This is a genomic window from Rhodococcus sp. 14-1411-2a (genome assembly GCF_002259485.1).
Lineage (GTDB): Bacteria > Actinomycetota > Actinomycetes > Mycobacteriales > Mycobacteriaceae > Rhodococcoides.
Genome location: NZ_NPGA01000017.1, coordinates 41,132 through 56,443, shown reverse-complemented (window position 1 = coordinate 56,443; position 15,312 = coordinate 41,132). Strand labels below are relative to the sequence as shown.

Sequence of the window (15,312 nt, the reverse complement as noted above, 5' to 3'; positions counted from 1 at the left end):
ACAGCGATGCCAACGGGTCCCGACAAAGGCAGTCAGAACAAGTCGGCTGCGAAGGCAGACAAAGCCATCAATGCAGCCAACAAGAAGTCAGCTCGCAAGAAGAAGGGCGGCGTGCCCACCGCGACGGGCAGGCAGATTCCCTGGCTGACGGTTGCCGGTGTCGTTGTCGTCGTCGGTCTCGTTGCGGGCCTCGGGATCAATCTGTATCCGAAGTACCAGGACCGCGCCGAGGCGCAGAAGTTCGCGCCGAGCGAGGCCAATCAGGATCCGTCGACCGGCATCGAGGGTGTCGCGATCCAGGAGTACCCCGCGGCTCTGCACGTCGGGCGCACGCAGCGGGTCGCCTACGACCAGTCGCCGCCGTTCGGTGGACCGCACGATGCCGTGTGGGCCACCTGCACGGGAATCGTGTACCCCGAGGCCATTCGCACCGAGAATGCCGTGCACTCGCTCGAGCACGGTGCCGTCTGGGTCACCTACAACCCCGACGATCTGAACGAGGACCAGGTCCAGTCGCTGGCCGATCGCGTCGACGGTGAAACGCAGATGATGATGTCGCCGTACCCCGGCCTCGATTCCCCGGTCTCGCTGCAGTCCTGGGGCCACCAGCTCAAGTTGGACAGCGTGGACGACGAACGCATCGGCCAGTTCATCTCCGCCCTGCGCCTCAACCGTTTCGCCTACCCCGAGGTCGGCGCCAGCTGCGCATCGGTCCCGGGAACCGGTGACAACGCATTCGATCCGGACAACCCACCCCTGTTCGACGCCTCTGCACCCGGCGCGGACGCGGTACCGATGGACGGTGCCGGCATCACCCCCGACGCAAGCGAGACCGGCGGCACCGGCGGAGTTCAGCTGCCGAGCGATCTTCAGGTACCCACCAACTGATGACCGAGCCCACGACAACCGACAGCGCGGACGCCACCGCGTCCGCCACCAAGCCGAGCCAGCGCACCGCGCTGGTGGCGCTGGCGCTGACCGCCGTGCTGGCGATCGGTTTCGCGCTGGGCTTTCTGGTGCAGAGTCCGTTCCGGGACGACGACACCGCACCTGCTGCGGACTCGGTGGACGTCGGCTTCGCGCAGGACATGACCGTGCACCACAACCAGGCGATCGAGATGGCGGCGGTGGCGTTGACCAACGCGCCGGATCAGGCAGTCAAGAGCCTGGCGTTCGACATGCTCACCTCGCAGCAGAACCAGGTGGGACAGATGCAGGGCTGGTTGGCCCTGTGGGACCGAGCACCGATCTCGACCGACGGCTACATGAACTGGATGGCCGAGGACGACTCGCACGGTCACTCGATGGGCGGAATGTCCATGGATCCCGGATCCTCGGATCCCACCAGGGCCATGCCGGGCATGGCCAGTTCCGCTGAGCTCGCCGCTCTTCGCCAGGCCACCGGCTCGGATGTCGACGTGATGTTCCTGCAACTCATGCTGCGCCACCACGAGGGCGGCCTGGCGATGATGGAGTACGCGCAGACTCACGCGCAGTCACCGGCGGTGATCAATCTGGCGAACTCCATGGTCGCCACCCAGACCAGCGAGTCGACGCTGATGAAGCAGATGCTCGCCGAGAAGGGTGCGCAGCCGCTGCCCGAGGGGTGATTTCGGCTCGGGTCGCGGATGCGCTAGTCTTTCGTACAGCCCAACAGGCACACCGGTTCGTCCGGTGCGCCCCCGTAGCTCAGGGGATAGAGCGTTCGCCTCCGGAGCGAAAGGCCGCAGGTTCGAATCCTGCCGGGGGCACACATCTTTCACGCACGTCACCGTCGTACGGTGGCTGCTCGAACGAGACGGTGGACTTCGATGTCCGAGAATCTCCCCCGAGTCGAGACCGTCGTCGACGACCTGTACTCACTCCCTCCCGCTGATTTCGTCTCGCATCGTGCGGCATACGTCACCCGGTTCAAGAAGGCCGGCGACAAGGTCGGTGCCACCCGAATCGGTGCCTTGCGCAAACCCACGGTCGTGGCGTGGTTGGTGAACACCCTGGCTCGCCGAGACGAATCGGCTCTGGCGGAACTGTTCGATCTGGGTGAGCAACTCGAACGGGCCCAGCAGCGCGGCGACGGCCCCCGACTGCGTGAATTGTCCACTGCCCGAAGCACTTCCATACGCGCCCTGACCGATCGAGCAGTCTCGCTGGGACGTGACCTCGGGGTGACCGTCGGCGACAACGCTGCCCGCGAGGTCTCCAACACCCTGAACGCGGCGATGGCCGACGCCGAGATACGCGACCGCGTCCGCAAAGGCAGAACCGTGGTGGCCGAAACGTACAGCGGCTTCGGGCCTGCGCTGCTGTCGATCGTTCCGGACTCTCCCGACGATGACGACGCCGCCGAGGACGACCCGGTTTCTCCCGAGGTCGAGGACGACCGGCATAAAACCGACGAAGCCGAACGAAACCGACTGCTCGCCGAACTCGAGTCGGCCGAATCCGATCTCGATACCGCGCGAACCGAAGTCGACGAAGCCCAAGCGGACACCGAACGAAAAGCGTCCGAACTGCACAGCGCTGCAGAAGAAGTCGAGCGAATCGAGGCCGAGCTGGAGGCCGCCGGAGCCCGAGAGCAGGCTGCACGAGAAGCACACGAGGCCAGCGTCGTACAGGCGGAGTCGACGGCGGCGGCACTAGACGCGGCCCGCATCCGCGTGGCCGAAGCCCGGTCGGCCCTCGACTCCCTGACCTGACCTACCCTGGCGGGGTGACCACACGCTGGCAAGCCGAGAACTCCGCAGACGATTCCGCGCGCTACATCGAGCGATTCGACCGCCTGGCCGAACGCGGCGTGGATCTGCACGGCGAGGCCCGCATGGTCGACGCGGTGGTCTCCCCCGCGTCGAGCATTCTCGATGCCGGATGCGGGACCGGCCGACTCGGTGTCGAGTTGGCCCGGCGCGGACACCGTGTGACCGCAGTGGATCTCGATCCCGTTCTGGCCGAGGCCGCGCGAGCGCACCCCGAACTCGACGTTCATGTCGCCGATCTGACGACGCTCGATCTGGGCCGGACGTTCGACGCGGCCGTCGCAGCGGGCAACGTACTCGTCTTCATGAAGCCCGGTACCGAACGCACTGCGCTCCAACGCATCTGGGCACACCTGACCGAAGGCGGAGTGTTCGTCACCGGATTCGCCACCGATAGGGAGTACACCGTGGACATGCTCGACGAGGATCTGGCGGCGGTCGGTTTCGTCCTCGAGCACCGATTCGCGACGTGGGATCTCCGGCCCTGGCGGACGGACGCCGACTGGGCCGTCACCGTGGCACGAAAGCCGGCCCTGCTGGCCTGACACGGCATCGATCGGAGCGACGGGATTCGAATACCGAGGGTTGATTCGGACGCCTACGGGAAGACTGTGCGTCATGAAGGAACACATGGCGAAGCTGCGGGAATCGTTCTGGTTCATTCCCGCCGTCCTCGGGGTCGTCGCACTCGTGCTCGCGCAGGCTCTGGTGAGTCTCGATCGCTATCTGCTCGATACCCGGGTGGATCTGACGGGCTCGCTGCTCTACCACGTGGGTGCCAGCGGCAGCCGAGACATCCTCGGTGCCATCGGCGGGTCCATGCTCGGCGTGGCTGCGACGTCGTTCTCCATCACCATCTCCGTCCTCGCCACCGCCAGTTCCTCGTACGGCCCCCGCCTGGTGCGCAACTTCATGGCCGATCGCGGCAATCAGGTGGTGCTCGGCATCTTCGGTGCCACGTTCCTGTACTCGCTGATGGTGCTGCGGTCGATTCGCTCGATCGAATCCGACGGCTCGGTCTTCGTGCCGGACATCGCCGTCAACGTTGCCGTCGCACTCGCGGTGGTCGACGTGGGTGTGCTCGTCTACTTCATTCATCACATCGCACAGTCGATCCAGGTGGCGACGCTGTCCGGCCGCGTCCGCGACGAACTGTCGGAGTCCGTCGACGCGCTCTACCCACCCGAACAACCCGCCGATGCAGCGTCGGCAGAGGGCATCGTCAAGCCGCCCGTCTACACGACGGTGCTGGCCGAGGAGTCCGGGGTGATCATCGACATCGACGAAGACGCAGTGCTGAACATCGCTGGCGACACCGACACCGTGATCGATGTTCATCGAGTGCCCGGTGAACACGTCGTCGCCGGTGAACCGCTCGCCGATGTTCTGGCCGATCGATCGGCGAACATCTCCACCGACGCGGTCGGACGGGTTCGAGGGTCGTTCGCCATCGGCACCAGTCGAACACCGCGGCACGACATCGCTTTCGCCGTCGAGCAGATGACCGAAATGGCTGTGCGCGCCCTGTCGACGGGCGTCAACGACCCGTACACGGCACGCAACGCCATCGACGATCTCACGGTCGGACTGGTCGCGGTCGTCCAGCGTTCCAGGCCCTCCCGGGCTCGGTGCGGCTCCGACGGCACCGTACGGGTGATCACCCGCCGCGTCGCGGTTCCGTCACTGATCGACCATGCCCTCGATGCGGTGCGGATCTACGGCACCGGCAGCCCCATGGTGGTGCAGGCCGGAATTCGCCTCGCCGAGCGAGTGGGTCGTGCGGCACAGGATTCCGAGAACGTCGACGCCGTACTGACTCAACTGGACTTGCTGGACCGCGCGTTGGCCTCCGGCGACACCGATACCGCCCGCACAGCCGAAGCCCGCGAGCAGATCTCGCTTGCCCGCGCCGCGATCACGGATCGAGTTCCGCTCGCAGTACCTCGCGTCGTCATTCGGTAGACGCCGGAACCGGACACCGTGGGAGGATGGTCGGTATGCCAGCACCGTCTCCGCTTCCCCTCGATCCCATTGCAGAGGCACACCGCCAGTGGACCGAACACGGATGGTCCGACGCCGCCGACGGTATGGCCGCAGTGACCTCGTTGATGCGCGCGCAGCAGATCATGCTCGCCCGGGTCGAGGAAGTGTTGAAGCCGACGGGACTGACCTTTTCGCGCTACGAACTGCTGACGTTGTTGACCTTCACCAAGAACGGGGCTCTGCCGATGGCGAAGGCGAGCGCACGTCTGCAGGTGCATCCCACGAGCGTGACCAACGCTGTCGATCGTCTCGAGTCCGTGGGATACGTTCGACGCATCCCACATCCGAGCGATCGACGCACCACCCTGGTCGAAATCACCGAGCAGGGACGCACATTGGCCGTCGAGGCCACCGAGCGCTTGAACTCACTGGTGTTCGCACGCCCCGGTCTGGCACGGGACAAATTACTGGCGCTCGTTCGGATCTTGGCGGAACTCCGTTCGGATGCAGGCGATTTCGACAGTGAAAACATCACTACATCGTTCTGAGTTCGATCGTGACTCGTCACAAGACAATGGCACACCCGTACCGTTCGTGGTGCAATTGCTCCAGGAACAGGTCGGAGCCGATCTGCTGAAGGGCGGGGCGGGGTGCTGGTTTTGGGGGTCGGGGCGGGTGCGCACGGCGCACGCGCAATTCTGACGTATCTGGACAGCCCCCACCGCACACCCATCGTGTCCAGGACGGTGCGCCGAGCCCCGGGTCAGTCGCTGTCCACCACGATCGCCACCGGCGTCGACGCCATCCACTCCATCGCCGCGACGATGTCGCTCCCGGTTCAGTTCTCCGCCATCGCTTATCGGGTTGCCACCGATCCCGGCTCGGTCGCCACCAGCGGTACGGCCCGCACGGCCTCGCTCGTTCCGGAAACCGCTGCGCAGGTGCGCTATCTGCGCTTCATCGGGCTGGTGCCCAATCACGGCGTCACTGTGTTGTGCGATATCGGAAGCACCGGAACCACTGTCACCGTCATCGACCTGGCGTCCACTCGCACCCTCATGACGCGGCGCACTGCCACGTTCTGCGGCGACGATCTCGATCACTCGGTTCGACGGCTACTTTCGTCCAACGGTGTTCGTATCGGAATCGACGCCAGCCGGTCCATCAAGGAGCAGCTGAGCGTCGACTCCGTCGTCAGCACCGCCGATCCATCAGGTGCCGCGCGGCATGTGCTGACCCGACGTGACTTCGACGATCTGATCGCCGGACCGGTGCGGTACGCGGGCATACTGGTGGAGCAGACCATCGAATTATCCGGTGCCAGACCGCAGTCCATCGTCGTGGTGGGCGGCGGCGCGAACATCACCTCGATCGCGCGGTCGCTCGAGCTGCGAACCGGCCTGACGACGCTGGTGCCGTCGATGCCGGAGTTGGTCTCGGCCCGCGGGGCCGCCCTCCTGTCCCCCGACAGCTAGGGCGGGCCCGGGAGTGGAGCCTGCGGAACGACCCCGAAGGTCAGCTACCGATGCTGGAAGTTCGGCGTTCGCTTCTCGATGAAGGCCGACATGCCTTCCTTCTGGTCCTCGGTGGCGAAGGTCGAGTGAAACACGCGCCGCTCGAACAGAACACCCTCGCGAAGGCTCGACTCGAACGATCGGTTCACTGCTTCCTTGGCCATCATGGCGACCGGCAGCGACATCTCGGCGATGGTCGTGGCGGTCGCGATGGCGTCGTCGAGGAGATCCGCGACCGGCACGATGCGCGAGACCAGCCCTGCTCGCTCGGCTTCCTCGACCTTCATGTTGCGACCGGTCAAGCACATCTCCATGGCCTTGGCCTTGCCCACTGCACGCGTCAGGCGCTGCGACCCGCCGATTCCCGGAATGACGCCGAGCTTGATCTCGGGTTGCCCGAATACCGCGGTGTCCGAGGCGATCAGAACGTCGCACAGCATCGCGAGTTCGCATCCACCGCCGAGTGCGTAACCGGACACCGCTGCGATCAACGGCGTTCGAGCCGATGCCAATCGGTCCCAGGCGGCGAAGAAGTCGTCGAGATACACGTCCATGTAGGACTTGGGCTGCATCTCCTTGATGTCGGCCCCGGCCGCGAAGGCCCGTTCGGAACCGGTGATGAGAATTGCACCGATGTCGGAGTCCGCGTCGAGTTCATCGACCACCGAGACGACCTCGCGCATCAACTGAGAATTGAGTGCGTTCAATGCCTTGGGACGGTTGAGCGTGATGATGCCGACGCGTCCCCGACGTTCGAGCAGAATCGTCTCGTAGTCACTCACAGGTCTGCTCCGTTCGAGCGCTCGCGGATGTCGTTGATGATGCCGGAGAAGTCGACATCGGTGCCGCCCCCGGTTGTTTCCTTGAAGCGAGCGTACAACTCGGCCGCCCGTAGGCCCAGGACACCCTCGACACCGTTGTCGCGCAGTGCATTGGCGGCCAGGCCCAGATCCTTGTCCATGAGCGCCGCGGCGAAGCCGGGCTTGTACTCGTTGTTGGCGGGGCTCGTCGGTACGGGACCGGGCACCGGGCAATTGGTCGTCAGCGCCCAGCATTGACCGGATGCAGTCGAGGCCACGTCGAACAACGCCTGGTTGCTCAGGCCGAGTTTCTCTCCCAACACGAACGCCTCGCTGATGGCGATCATGGACACTCCGAGAATCATGTTGTTGCAGATCTTGGCGGCCTGGCCGTTGCCCGCTGCGCCGCAGTGCACCACCTTGCGACCCATCACGTCCAGAACTGCTGCCGCAGAGGCGAAGTCCTCTTCGGATCCGCCCACCATGAATGTCAACGTTCCCGCGGCCGCTCCCCCGACACCACCGGAGACCGGTGCGTCCAGACTGCGGTGGCCTGCCTCGTGCACCAGCTTGTGCGCGGTGTGCGCGTCGGCGACGTCGATGGTCGAGGAGTCGATGAACAACGTGCCCGGCGCGGCAGCAGGCAGCAGGTCCGCGTACAACCCGAGTACCAGTGTGCCGTTGGGCAGCATCGTGATGACGATGTCGGCATCGGTGACGGCGGCCACAGCCGATTCGACCACGGTGACGCCGTCCTTCGTGGCCTGCTCGAGCGCGGCGGGCACCAGATCGAAGCCCTGCACCGTGTAGCCCGCCGCAGCCAGATTGGCGGCCATCGGTCCACCCATGTGGCCGAGGCCGATGAAGCCGATCGTCTTCTCGCTCATGACTGCTCACCTTCTGTGTGTGCGTTCGACAGGCCCAGTTCCGCATCCCCGAGAGGTGCGAAGTACCGGTCGACGTCCTCGGGCGTGACGTCTGCCGACGTACGCGGTTGCCATTGCGGGTTGCGGTCCTTCTCGACCACCTGTGCTCGAATTCCTTCGACGAGATCGTGACTGCTCAGGGATGCGACCGACACGCGGTACTCCTCGTCGAGCACCGCCTCCAGCGTCGGCAGCGTGGCCGCCCGGCGCAGCGACCTCAGCGTCACGGCCAGCGACACAGGCGATTTGGACGCAATGTCCTCCGCGGACTTCTGCGCCTCCGGCACCGTGCTGGCTGCCAGAGCGTCGACGATGGCCTGGACGTCGTCGCCTGCATAGCACTCGTCGATCCATCCCTGCTGACCGGCAATCGTGGACTCCGGTGCCGGCTCGCTGAACGTCGCGACGGCCTCTCCGACGCTGACCGTCTCGAGTGCCGAGTAGAAGTCTTCCAGCTTGTCGGACGGGATGTAGTGATCGGCGAAGCCGACTGCGATGGCGTCGCCGGCATTCATCCGCGCCGTGGTGAGCGCGAAGTGGGTGCCGATCTCGCCCGGAGCACGCGAGAGTAGGTACGTACCACCCACATCCGGAACGAAACCGATTCCGACCTCGGGCATCGCGATCTTCGATCGCTCGGTGACGATGCGAGTGTTGGCATGTGCCGAGAGCCCGACGCCTCCGCCCATGACGATGCCGTCCATGATGGCGACGAACGGCTTGGGGAATCGAGCGATCGCGGCATTGAGGATGTACTCCTCGCGCCAGAAGTCCTTGCTGCCGCTGCCACCGTCCTTGGCGTCGTGGTAGATGGAGACGATGTCTCCGCCTGCGCACAGTCCTCGCTCACCGGCTCCGGTCAGAAGGACGACGTCGACAGCGTCGTCGGTTGCCCACTGCGCCAACGCCGGCGCGATCTCACGCACCATCGCATGATCGAGCGCATTGATCGCTTTGGGGCGGTTCAGGGTGATCCGACCGATTCCGCCGGAGACCTCGAGGATGACGTCGCTCATGCGGCACCCACGATCGAACGTGCCACAACCACTCGCATGATCTCGTTGGTCCCTTCCAGAATCTGGTGCACCCGAAGGTCACGAACGATCTTCTCGACGCCGTACTCGCTGAGGTAGCCGTACCCACCCAGCAGCTGCAATGCGCCGTTGGCGACCTCGAAACCGGTGTCGGTTCCGAAACGCTTCGCCATCGCGCACATCTCGACCTTGTCCGCAGCGTCGTTCTGCAACGCGTCCGCGGCCCGCCACAGCAGCGTGCGGGCGGCTTCGAGTTCGGTCTTGAAATCGGCCAGTCGGAACTGGAGCGCCTGCGCATCGAGCAACCGTGCCCCGAACGCCTTGCGCTCGGCGAGGTACGCAACGGCCTTGTCGAGAGCGGACTGCGCTCCGCCGATCGAGCACGCGGCGATGTTGATGCGTCCGCCGTTGAGTCCGTTCATGGCGATACGGAACCCGTCGCCCTCGTTGCCGAGCAGATTCTCGGCCGGAATGCGGACTCCTTGGAGAACGACCTGCCGGGTGGGTTGAGCGTTCCACCCCATCTTCTTCTCGTTGGCGCCGAAGGACAGTCCCGCCGAGTCCTTCGGCACGATGAACGCGGAGATGCCACGTGGGCCCGGTGCACCGGTGCGCGCCATGACGACGTACACCTCGGATGTGCCTGCGCCGGAGATGAATTGCTTGACGCCGTCCAAGACGTACTCGTCACCGTCGCGCACCGCCTTGGTGCCGAGCATCGCGGCATCCGAACCCGCGCCTGGCTCGGTGAGGCAGTAGCTGCCCAACTGATCCATCGTGCACAGGCCCGGCAGCCAACGCTGCCTCTGTTCGTCGGTTCCGTAGGTGTCGATCATCCAGGCGACCATGTTGTGAATGGAGATGTAGGCCGCGATGGACGGGTCGCCGGTGGCCAGCTGCTCGAAGATCCGCACCGAATCGACTCTGGTCAGACCCGATCCGCCCACGTCCTCGCGAATGTAGATGCCGCCCATTCCCAGTCCAGCTGCCTTGCGCAACACGTCCACGGGGAAATGCTTGCTCTGGTCCCACTCGATCGCGTTCGGGGCCAGAAACTCGTCGGCGAATTCACGAGCGGTGTCGTTGATCGCTCGCTCGTCCTCGTTCAATGTGAACATCGCCGAATCAGTCCATGTTCGGAATGACGAAGTGATTTTGTGCCGCAGCCTCTTTGGTGCCCGACGGCCAGCGCTGCGTGACGGTCTTGGTCTTGGTGTAGAAGCGGATCGAATCGGGTCCGTGCTGGTTCAGATCACCGAATCCCGAGCGCTTCCAACCACCGAACGTGTGGTACGCGATCGGCACCGGAATCGGCACGTTGACCCCGACCATGCCCACCTGGACGCGGGAGCAGAAATCGCGAGCAGTGTCGCCGTCACGGGTGAAGATGGACACGCCGTTGCCGTATTCGTGCTCGGTGGGCAGACGCAGCGCATCCTCGTAGTCTTTTGCGCGCACGACGATCAGGACGGGCCCGAAGATCTCTTCCTTGTAGATCCGCATGTCGGTCGTCACTTTGTCGAACAGTGTTGCGCCCGCGAAGAACCCACCCTCGTGGCCTTCGAGGCTGAAACCGCGCCCGTCGACGACCAACTCGGCACCCTCGTCCACACCGATCTGGGTGTAATCGTTGACGCGCTTGAGCGCATCGCTACCGACGAGCGGGCCGAAATCCGCGTCCTCGTCGTCGGAGCGACCGATCTTCAGCTTCGCCACCCGCTCGGTGAGCTTGGCGACGAGCGCATCCGCGGTCTCTTCACCCACCGGAACCGCGACGGAAATAGCCATGCAACGCTCGCCCGCGGAACCGTAGGCGGCACCGAGAAGGGCGTCGGCGCCCTCGTCGAGATCGGCGTCGGGCATCACCAGGGCGTGGTTCTTGGCTCCACCGAAGCACTGTGCACGCTTGCCGTGCTTCGCCGCGGTCTCGTAGATGTACTGCGCGATGGGGGTCGAGCCGACGAAGCCAATCGCCTTGACGCGGTCGTCGGTGAGCAGTACGTCGACGGCGGTCTTGTCACCGTTGACGACGTTGAACACACCCGGCGGCAGTCCTGCTTCGAGGAAGAGTTCGGCGAGCTTGAGCGGGACGGACGGGTCGCGCTCGGAGGGCTTGAGGATGAATGCGTTTCCGCAGGCGATGGCCGGGCCGGCCTTCCACAGGGGAATCATCGCGGGGAAGTTGAAGGGGGTGATTCCGGCTACGACGCCGAGCGGCTGACGCATCGAGTAGACGTCGATCCCGCCGCCTGCACCCTCGGTGTACTCGCCCTTGAGCAGATGCGGGACGCCGACGGCGAACTCGACGACCTCGACGCCGCGCTGAATGTCGCCCTTGGCGTCGGCAATCGTCTTGCCGTGCTCGGAGGACAGCAGGCGGGCCAGTTCCTCGGTGTCGCGAGTGACGAGCTGCAGGAACTTCATCAGGACTCGCGCTCGGCGCTGCGGGTTCCACTTGGCCCATTCACGTTGGGCCTGTTCGGCATCGGCGATGACGGCCTCGACCTCGGATACGTCGGCCAGGGGAACACGGGCCTGAACCTCGCCGGTGTTGGGGTCGAACACGTCCCCGAAGTTTCCGGAGGTGCCGGCGACGTGCTTGCCGCCGATGAAGTGCGTGAGTTCGCGAGCCATGGAGTTTGTCCGTCCTCGAGCGTGGAAAGTGAAGTACGCCCATCCTATAGTCGGATGTCCACGTAAGTCCAGAAGTCGTCACATTCGGTCGTAGAACTGCCTCAGATCGGCACCGGCGCGACTGACCTCGGCCTCGGAGGAGCCGTCGGCGCGGAAGATTCGACGCAGGATCAACGGATCGAGATCGTCAATCGCGGGAGCGAACGCCACCTGGGGAAGTTGGGGGAACGACGCGCGATCGCCGAACCAGTCATCGGGGTCGAACTCGTCGTCCCCGTCGCCGACGCCCTCGATCAGTTGATCGAGATCGACTCCACGCAGTGTCAGGATGGTGGCGGCGGATGCGTCGATGTGCTCGGCGGCGATGTACATCAGCGCCGCCGCGTGTTTGCAGGGCCACCCGTCGTCGGGGCACGTGCAGTCGAAATCGAGCTGCCCCTTGTCGTGCGGCAGCAACACCGACGCAAGCGCCTGCGGAATGGCGTTGGAGGCCAGCTCGGCCAGCATGCCGGGGTTCGAACGCACCCGGCCGACCAGTGCGGCAACCTCACCCTGAGTGAGCGGGTCGACGGTGACCGAGGCCGAGAACGGCTCGAGCTGACTGCCCTGCACCTCGCCGTATATCTGCCCGCGCTCGACCCCGAGAGTGAGCACCTGCCCTTGGCGCGCATACGTTCTACCCCGAGCGATCCGGCCCGGATCCGCGAGGTCTTCCATGGCCGCCACGAAATGCCTGCCCCACCACGTCTGCCCGAAGGCACCGCGCTTGTTTCTGGACTCGATGCCGCCCTTGGCTTTTCGACGCTTGCCGTACTGCGAGAAGTCGACCATCACTCCCCCACCGCATCCTCACTGAGGCGGAACAGTTCCTGCAGCTCCGCGGTGTCCATCTCGGTCACCCAGTTCTCGCCGGTGCCCACCGCCAGATTCGCCAGGTCCTGCTTGGAGACCAGCATCGAGTCGATCCGTTCCTCCACGGTGCCCACGCACAGCAGTTTGCGCACCTCGACGTTCTTGCGCTGCCCGATGCGAAAGGCCCGGTCCGTCGCCTGATTCTCCACCGCCGGATTCCACCAACGATCGAGATGAACAACATGGTTGGCGGCCGTGAGGTTCAACCCGGTGCCGCCGGCCTTGAGCGAGAGCATCATGATCGGCGGACCGTCGTCGCTCTGGAACTTCTCCACCATCTCGTCGCGCTTGGCCTTGCTCACCCCGCCGTGGAGGAACGGCACCTCGGTGCCGAATCGTTCGGCGAAGTAGGGTGCCACGAGCTCACCGAACTCCCGAAACTGCGTGAACAACAACGCTTTCTCGTTGTCGCCGAGAATCGAGTCGAGCATGTCCTCCACCAAGCCGATCTTGCCGGAACGATGCTGACCCCTCTTGAGCACCGGCGAGCCGTCGGACAGGAAATGGGCGGGGTGATTGCACACCTGTTTGAGGCGAGTCAGCGCGGACAGCACCGCGCCCTTGCGCTTCATGCCCTTCGCGTCGGCGATCTGCGCCATCATCTCGTCGACGACCGCCTTGTACAGCGCAGCCTGCTCGGCCGTGAGGTTGGCGCGCACGGTCATCTCGTTCTTCTCGGGCAGATCCGAGATGACTGTCGGATCGGTCTTGACGCGACGCAGAATGAACGGCGACGTGATGGCGCGCAGACGCGAAACCGCGCTCTCGTCGTTCTCGCGCTCGATCGGAACCGAGAATCGCTTTCGGAAATCCGACGGCCTACCGAGCATGCCCGGATTGGCGAAGTCGAGAATGGACCTCAGCTCGTCGAGACGATTCTCGACCGGCGTTCCGGTGAGCGCCAGCTTGTGATCCGCGGGGATCGCGAGCGCCGCCTTGGCCTGCACGGTGCCCGAGTTCTTGATGTGTTGCGCCTCGTCGAGGACCACACGACGCCACGTCTGCTCCGCCAACTGCGCGCGATCCTTCGCCATCAGCGCGTACGTGGTGACGATCAGATCGTGCTCGGCGATCGCCCGGTCGAGCTCCTCGTCGCGTAGTCGCGTCGGACCGTGATGCACCAGAACCCGCAGTGCCGGAGTGAATTTCGCCGCTTCACGCTGCCAGTTGCCGACCACCGACATCGGTGCCACCAGCAGTGTCGGCGTCGAACTCTTCTCGTGCGCGAGCAGTGTCAGCACCTGCAGCGTCTTGCCCAGCCCCATGTCGTCGGCGAGTACCGCCCCGAGACCGAGCCGACTCATGAACGCGAGCCAATCGAGCCCACGCTGCTGATACGGCCGCAGAGTCGCGTTCACACCGTCGGGCACCGGGATCGTCTCCGGCACCACACCGGGCTCGAGCAACGTGGCCGCCCAGCCGGTGGCGCGGATGTCCTGGACCGGAGCAGGTGGCGGATCGGCCAACGTCATCTCACGCATCAGCGTGCTGAGCGCAGTCCCGTCACCGTGATGCTCGGCGACGTACTTGGCGGCTCGCGCGAGCTGACCGCCGTCCGCGAGCACCCACTGACCGCGGAGCCGCACGAGATCGCCCTTCGAGACGGCGAGCCTGTTCATCTCCGCCTCGGTGAGCACCATGTCGCCGAGTTGGAGTTGCCAGTCGTAGGACACCAGTTCGTCCATGCCGACCGCCCGATCGGCTGCAGCTTTCGTCACCGCCGGTGAATCGACGCGCAATCTCATCGACGGATCGAGCCTCGTCCAGGCCCGGGGAAGCAGAACCGTGGTTCCGGTGGCCTGCAGTGCCGTCGCACCGTGTTCGACGAGGTCGATGACCACCGACGCCGGAAGCAACAGGTCCAGGGTGCCTTCCTGCGACGGCAGATCGCGCAGTCTCGGGTACGCCGCCACGGCCTCACCGAGCTTGCGGACGGCGATGGAGAGCAGCGTGGCATCGACCTTACGGCTCATCGGAACCGGTCGCGGCGCTTCGCCGTCCGCGCGCAGACACACCTGCAGCGTCCAGTACGACTCCACCGCCTCCTCGGAGGAACTGTCGACGGCGTCGTCGTCATCGGGTTCGAGCAGCCGGAGTACCAGCGAGGGTTCGTCGACGGTGAGGCTTCCGCGCCACTTCTCGAGCAACGTCGACATCTGTTGAGTGCCATCGGCATACGGGTCGTCGCGAACCAGAGCCGACAACAGTGGATGCTCCGAGTCGGGTCTACCCAGAACCGATCTGACGATCGGATCGGTGAGCTCCTCCACCATGTCGTCGAGAATCTTCTTGGGCCGCTCACCTGCGCGCTGCACCGACGGCATCGCGACGGCGAGTTCGCTGAGCCAGGCACGTTGACGCTCGCCCCCGACCAGACGCCACCGTGGCCACCACTGCCCGTCCATCAACTTCAGGGCCGGAACGACGCGACCGCCGCGGACCCAGCGTTCGATTCCGCGGGCGACATGCGCCAGGTAACGGAGGTCACCGGAGATGGCCGCGTGGTCCGGCGGCGTCCGCAACAGCAGATCGGCACCGTCGTGCGGGGCGAGTGCGATGGCCGGAACCTGCACCGGGGCCTGCGCGGTGGCGGCGCGTCCGGGTGCCGGAAACGACACCGCAGCACGGTGCCGAAACGTTCTGGTGAGCACGTGCGCGTGGGTCGGCGGCAAGTCGGGCTCATCCCCGGTGGTGATCTCGTCGTCCCACAGCATCAGCCCGGCACCGGGAGACCAGAGACCGTGCAGCATCGGTCC

The 15,312-nt window shown here is 65.2% G+C and carries 14 protein-coding genes and 1 tRNA gene; 8 read left to right on the top strand and 7 right to left on the bottom strand.

From position 1 onward, the window contains the following. The first annotated feature begins 6 nt into the window (after positions 1-6). From CH291_RS17260 to CH291_RS17225, 8 genes are all read left to right on the top strand, one after another. On the top strand, positions 7-888 hold the full coding sequence (locus CH291_RS17260) for a DUF3105 domain-containing protein (RefSeq protein ID WP_068048298.1): 882 nt from the start codon (positions 7-9) through the stop codon (positions 886-888). Further along, positions 888-1,610, top strand: a complete 723-nt coding sequence (locus tag CH291_RS17255) for a DUF305 domain-containing protein (RefSeq protein ID WP_094638670.1) — start codon at positions 888-890, stop codon at positions 1,608-1,610. The genes CH291_RS17260 and CH291_RS17255 overlap by 1 nt, the downstream gene beginning before the upstream one ends. A gap of 68 nt (positions 1,611-1,678) precedes the next feature. Then, positions 1,679-1,751, top strand: a tRNA-Arg gene (locus tag CH291_RS17250). 60 nt (positions 1,752-1,811) lie between these two features. Further along, positions 1,812-2,696, top strand: a complete 885-nt coding sequence (locus CH291_RS26840; protein WP_094688150.1) for a hypothetical protein — start codon at positions 1,812-1,814, stop codon at positions 2,694-2,696. Between the two features lie 14 nt (positions 2,697-2,710). Further along, complete coding sequence (locus CH291_RS17240) at positions 2,711-3,298, top strand: class I SAM-dependent DNA methyltransferase (protein WP_094638668.1); 588 nt, start codon at positions 2,711-2,713, stop codon at positions 3,296-3,298. A gap of 73 nt (positions 3,299-3,371) precedes the next feature. Next, positions 3,372-4,715, top strand: coding sequence for a DUF2254 domain-containing protein (locus tag CH291_RS17235; RefSeq protein WP_094688149.1), 1,344 nt, complete (start codon positions 3,372-3,374; stop codon positions 4,713-4,715). Positions 4,716-4,750: 35 nt separating this feature from the next. Continuing rightward, positions 4,751-5,284 (top strand): MarR family winged helix-turn-helix transcriptional regulator, encoded by a 534-nt coding sequence (locus CH291_RS17230; protein ID WP_094688162.1) that lies wholly within the window; start codon positions 4,751-4,753, stop codon positions 5,282-5,284. 102 nt (positions 5,285-5,386) lie between these two features. Further along, positions 5,387-6,211 (top strand): hypothetical protein, encoded by an 825-nt coding sequence (locus tag CH291_RS17225; protein ID WP_094688148.1) that lies wholly within the window; start codon positions 5,387-5,389, stop codon positions 6,209-6,211. A gap of 44 nt (positions 6,212-6,255) precedes the next feature. On the opposite strand, the gene CH291_RS17220 is transcribed toward CH291_RS17225, so the two are convergent. The 7 genes from CH291_RS17220 to CH291_RS17190 all read right to left on the bottom strand — a co-directional run bounded on the left by CH291_RS17220 (position 6,256) and on the right by CH291_RS17190 (position 15,306). Further along, complete coding sequence (locus CH291_RS17220; protein WP_094688147.1) at positions 6,256-7,032, bottom strand: enoyl-CoA hydratase; 777 nt, start codon at positions 7,030-7,032, stop codon at positions 6,256-6,258. Next, positions 7,029-7,937, bottom strand: a complete 909-nt coding sequence (gene mmsB, locus CH291_RS17215) for a 3-hydroxyisobutyrate dehydrogenase (protein ID WP_094638583.1) — start codon at positions 7,935-7,937, stop codon at positions 7,029-7,031. Before mmsB ends, CH291_RS17220 begins: the two co-directional genes overlap by 4 nt. Continuing rightward, positions 7,934-8,992 (bottom strand): enoyl-CoA hydratase/isomerase family protein, encoded by a 1,059-nt coding sequence (locus CH291_RS17210; RefSeq protein ID WP_094688146.1) that lies wholly within the window; start codon positions 8,990-8,992, stop codon positions 7,934-7,936. Before CH291_RS17210 ends, mmsB begins: the two co-directional genes overlap by 4 nt. Beyond that, on the bottom strand, positions 8,989-10,128 hold the full coding sequence (locus CH291_RS17205) for an isobutyryl-CoA dehydrogenase (protein ID WP_094688145.1): 1,140 nt from the start codon (positions 10,126-10,128) through the stop codon (positions 8,989-8,991). The genes CH291_RS17210 and CH291_RS17205 overlap by 4 nt, the downstream gene beginning before the upstream one ends. Before the next feature lie 7 nt (positions 10,129-10,135). Beyond that, the gene (locus tag CH291_RS17200) at positions 10,136-11,644 is read right to left on the bottom strand and encodes a CoA-acylating methylmalonate-semialdehyde dehydrogenase (RefSeq protein WP_094688144.1); all 1,509 of its coding nucleotides are present in this window, start codon (positions 11,642-11,644) and stop codon (positions 10,136-10,138) included. Between the two features lie 78 nt (positions 11,645-11,722). Then, complete coding sequence (locus CH291_RS17195; RefSeq protein ID WP_094688143.1) at positions 11,723-12,475, bottom strand: SWIM zinc finger family protein; 753 nt, start codon at positions 12,473-12,475, stop codon at positions 11,723-11,725. Next, positions 12,475-15,306 carry a DEAD/DEAH box helicase gene (locus CH291_RS17190; RefSeq protein WP_094688142.1) on the bottom strand — a complete coding sequence of 944 codons (2,832 nt, stop codon included), beginning with the start codon at positions 15,304-15,306 and terminating at the stop codon, positions 12,475-12,477. The genes CH291_RS17195 and CH291_RS17190 overlap by 1 nt, the downstream gene beginning before the upstream one ends. Between the last annotated feature and the right edge of the window lie 6 nt (positions 15,307-15,312).

Bases quoted from the DNA above. Each gene is read 5' to 3' on its own strand.
- CH291_RS17205 (WP_094688145.1), bottom strand. From the start codon at position 10,128: ATGTTCACATTGAACGAGGACGAGCGAGCGATCAACGACACCGCTCGT.
- CH291_RS17230 (WP_094688162.1), top strand. From the start codon at position 4,751: ATGCCAGCACCGTCTCCGCTTCCCCTCGATCCCATTGCAGAGGCACAC.
- CH291_RS26840 (WP_094688150.1), top strand. From the start codon at position 1,812: ATGTCCGAGAATCTCCCCCGAGTCGAGACCGTCGTCGACGACCTGTAC.
- mmsB (WP_094638583.1), bottom strand. From the start codon at position 7,937: ATGAGCGAGAAGACGATCGGCTTCATCGGCCTCGGCCACATGGGTGGA.
- CH291_RS17210 (WP_094688146.1), bottom strand. From the start codon at position 8,992: ATGAGCGACGTCATCCTCGAGGTCTCCGGCGGAATCGGTCGGATCACC.
- CH291_RS17200 (WP_094688144.1), bottom strand. From the start codon at position 11,644: ATGGCTCGCGAACTCACGCACTTCATCGGCGGCAAGCACGTCGCCGGC.
- CH291_RS17190 (WP_094688142.1), bottom strand. From the start codon at position 15,306: ATGCTGCACGGTCTCTGGTCTCCCGGTGCCGGGCTGATGCTGTGGGAC.
- CH291_RS17235 (WP_094688149.1), top strand. From the start codon at position 3,372: ATGAAGGAACACATGGCGAAGCTGCGGGAATCGTTCTGGTTCATTCCC.
- CH291_RS17195 (WP_094688143.1), bottom strand. From the start codon at position 12,475: ATGGTCGACTTCTCGCAGTACGGCAAGCGTCGAAAAGCCAAGGGCGGC.
- CH291_RS17255 (WP_094638670.1), top strand. From the start codon at position 888: ATGACCGAGCCCACGACAACCGACAGCGCGGACGCCACCGCGTCCGCC.
- CH291_RS17260 (WP_068048298.1), top strand. From the start codon at position 7: ATGCCAACGGGTCCCGACAAAGGCAGTCAGAACAAGTCGGCTGCGAAG.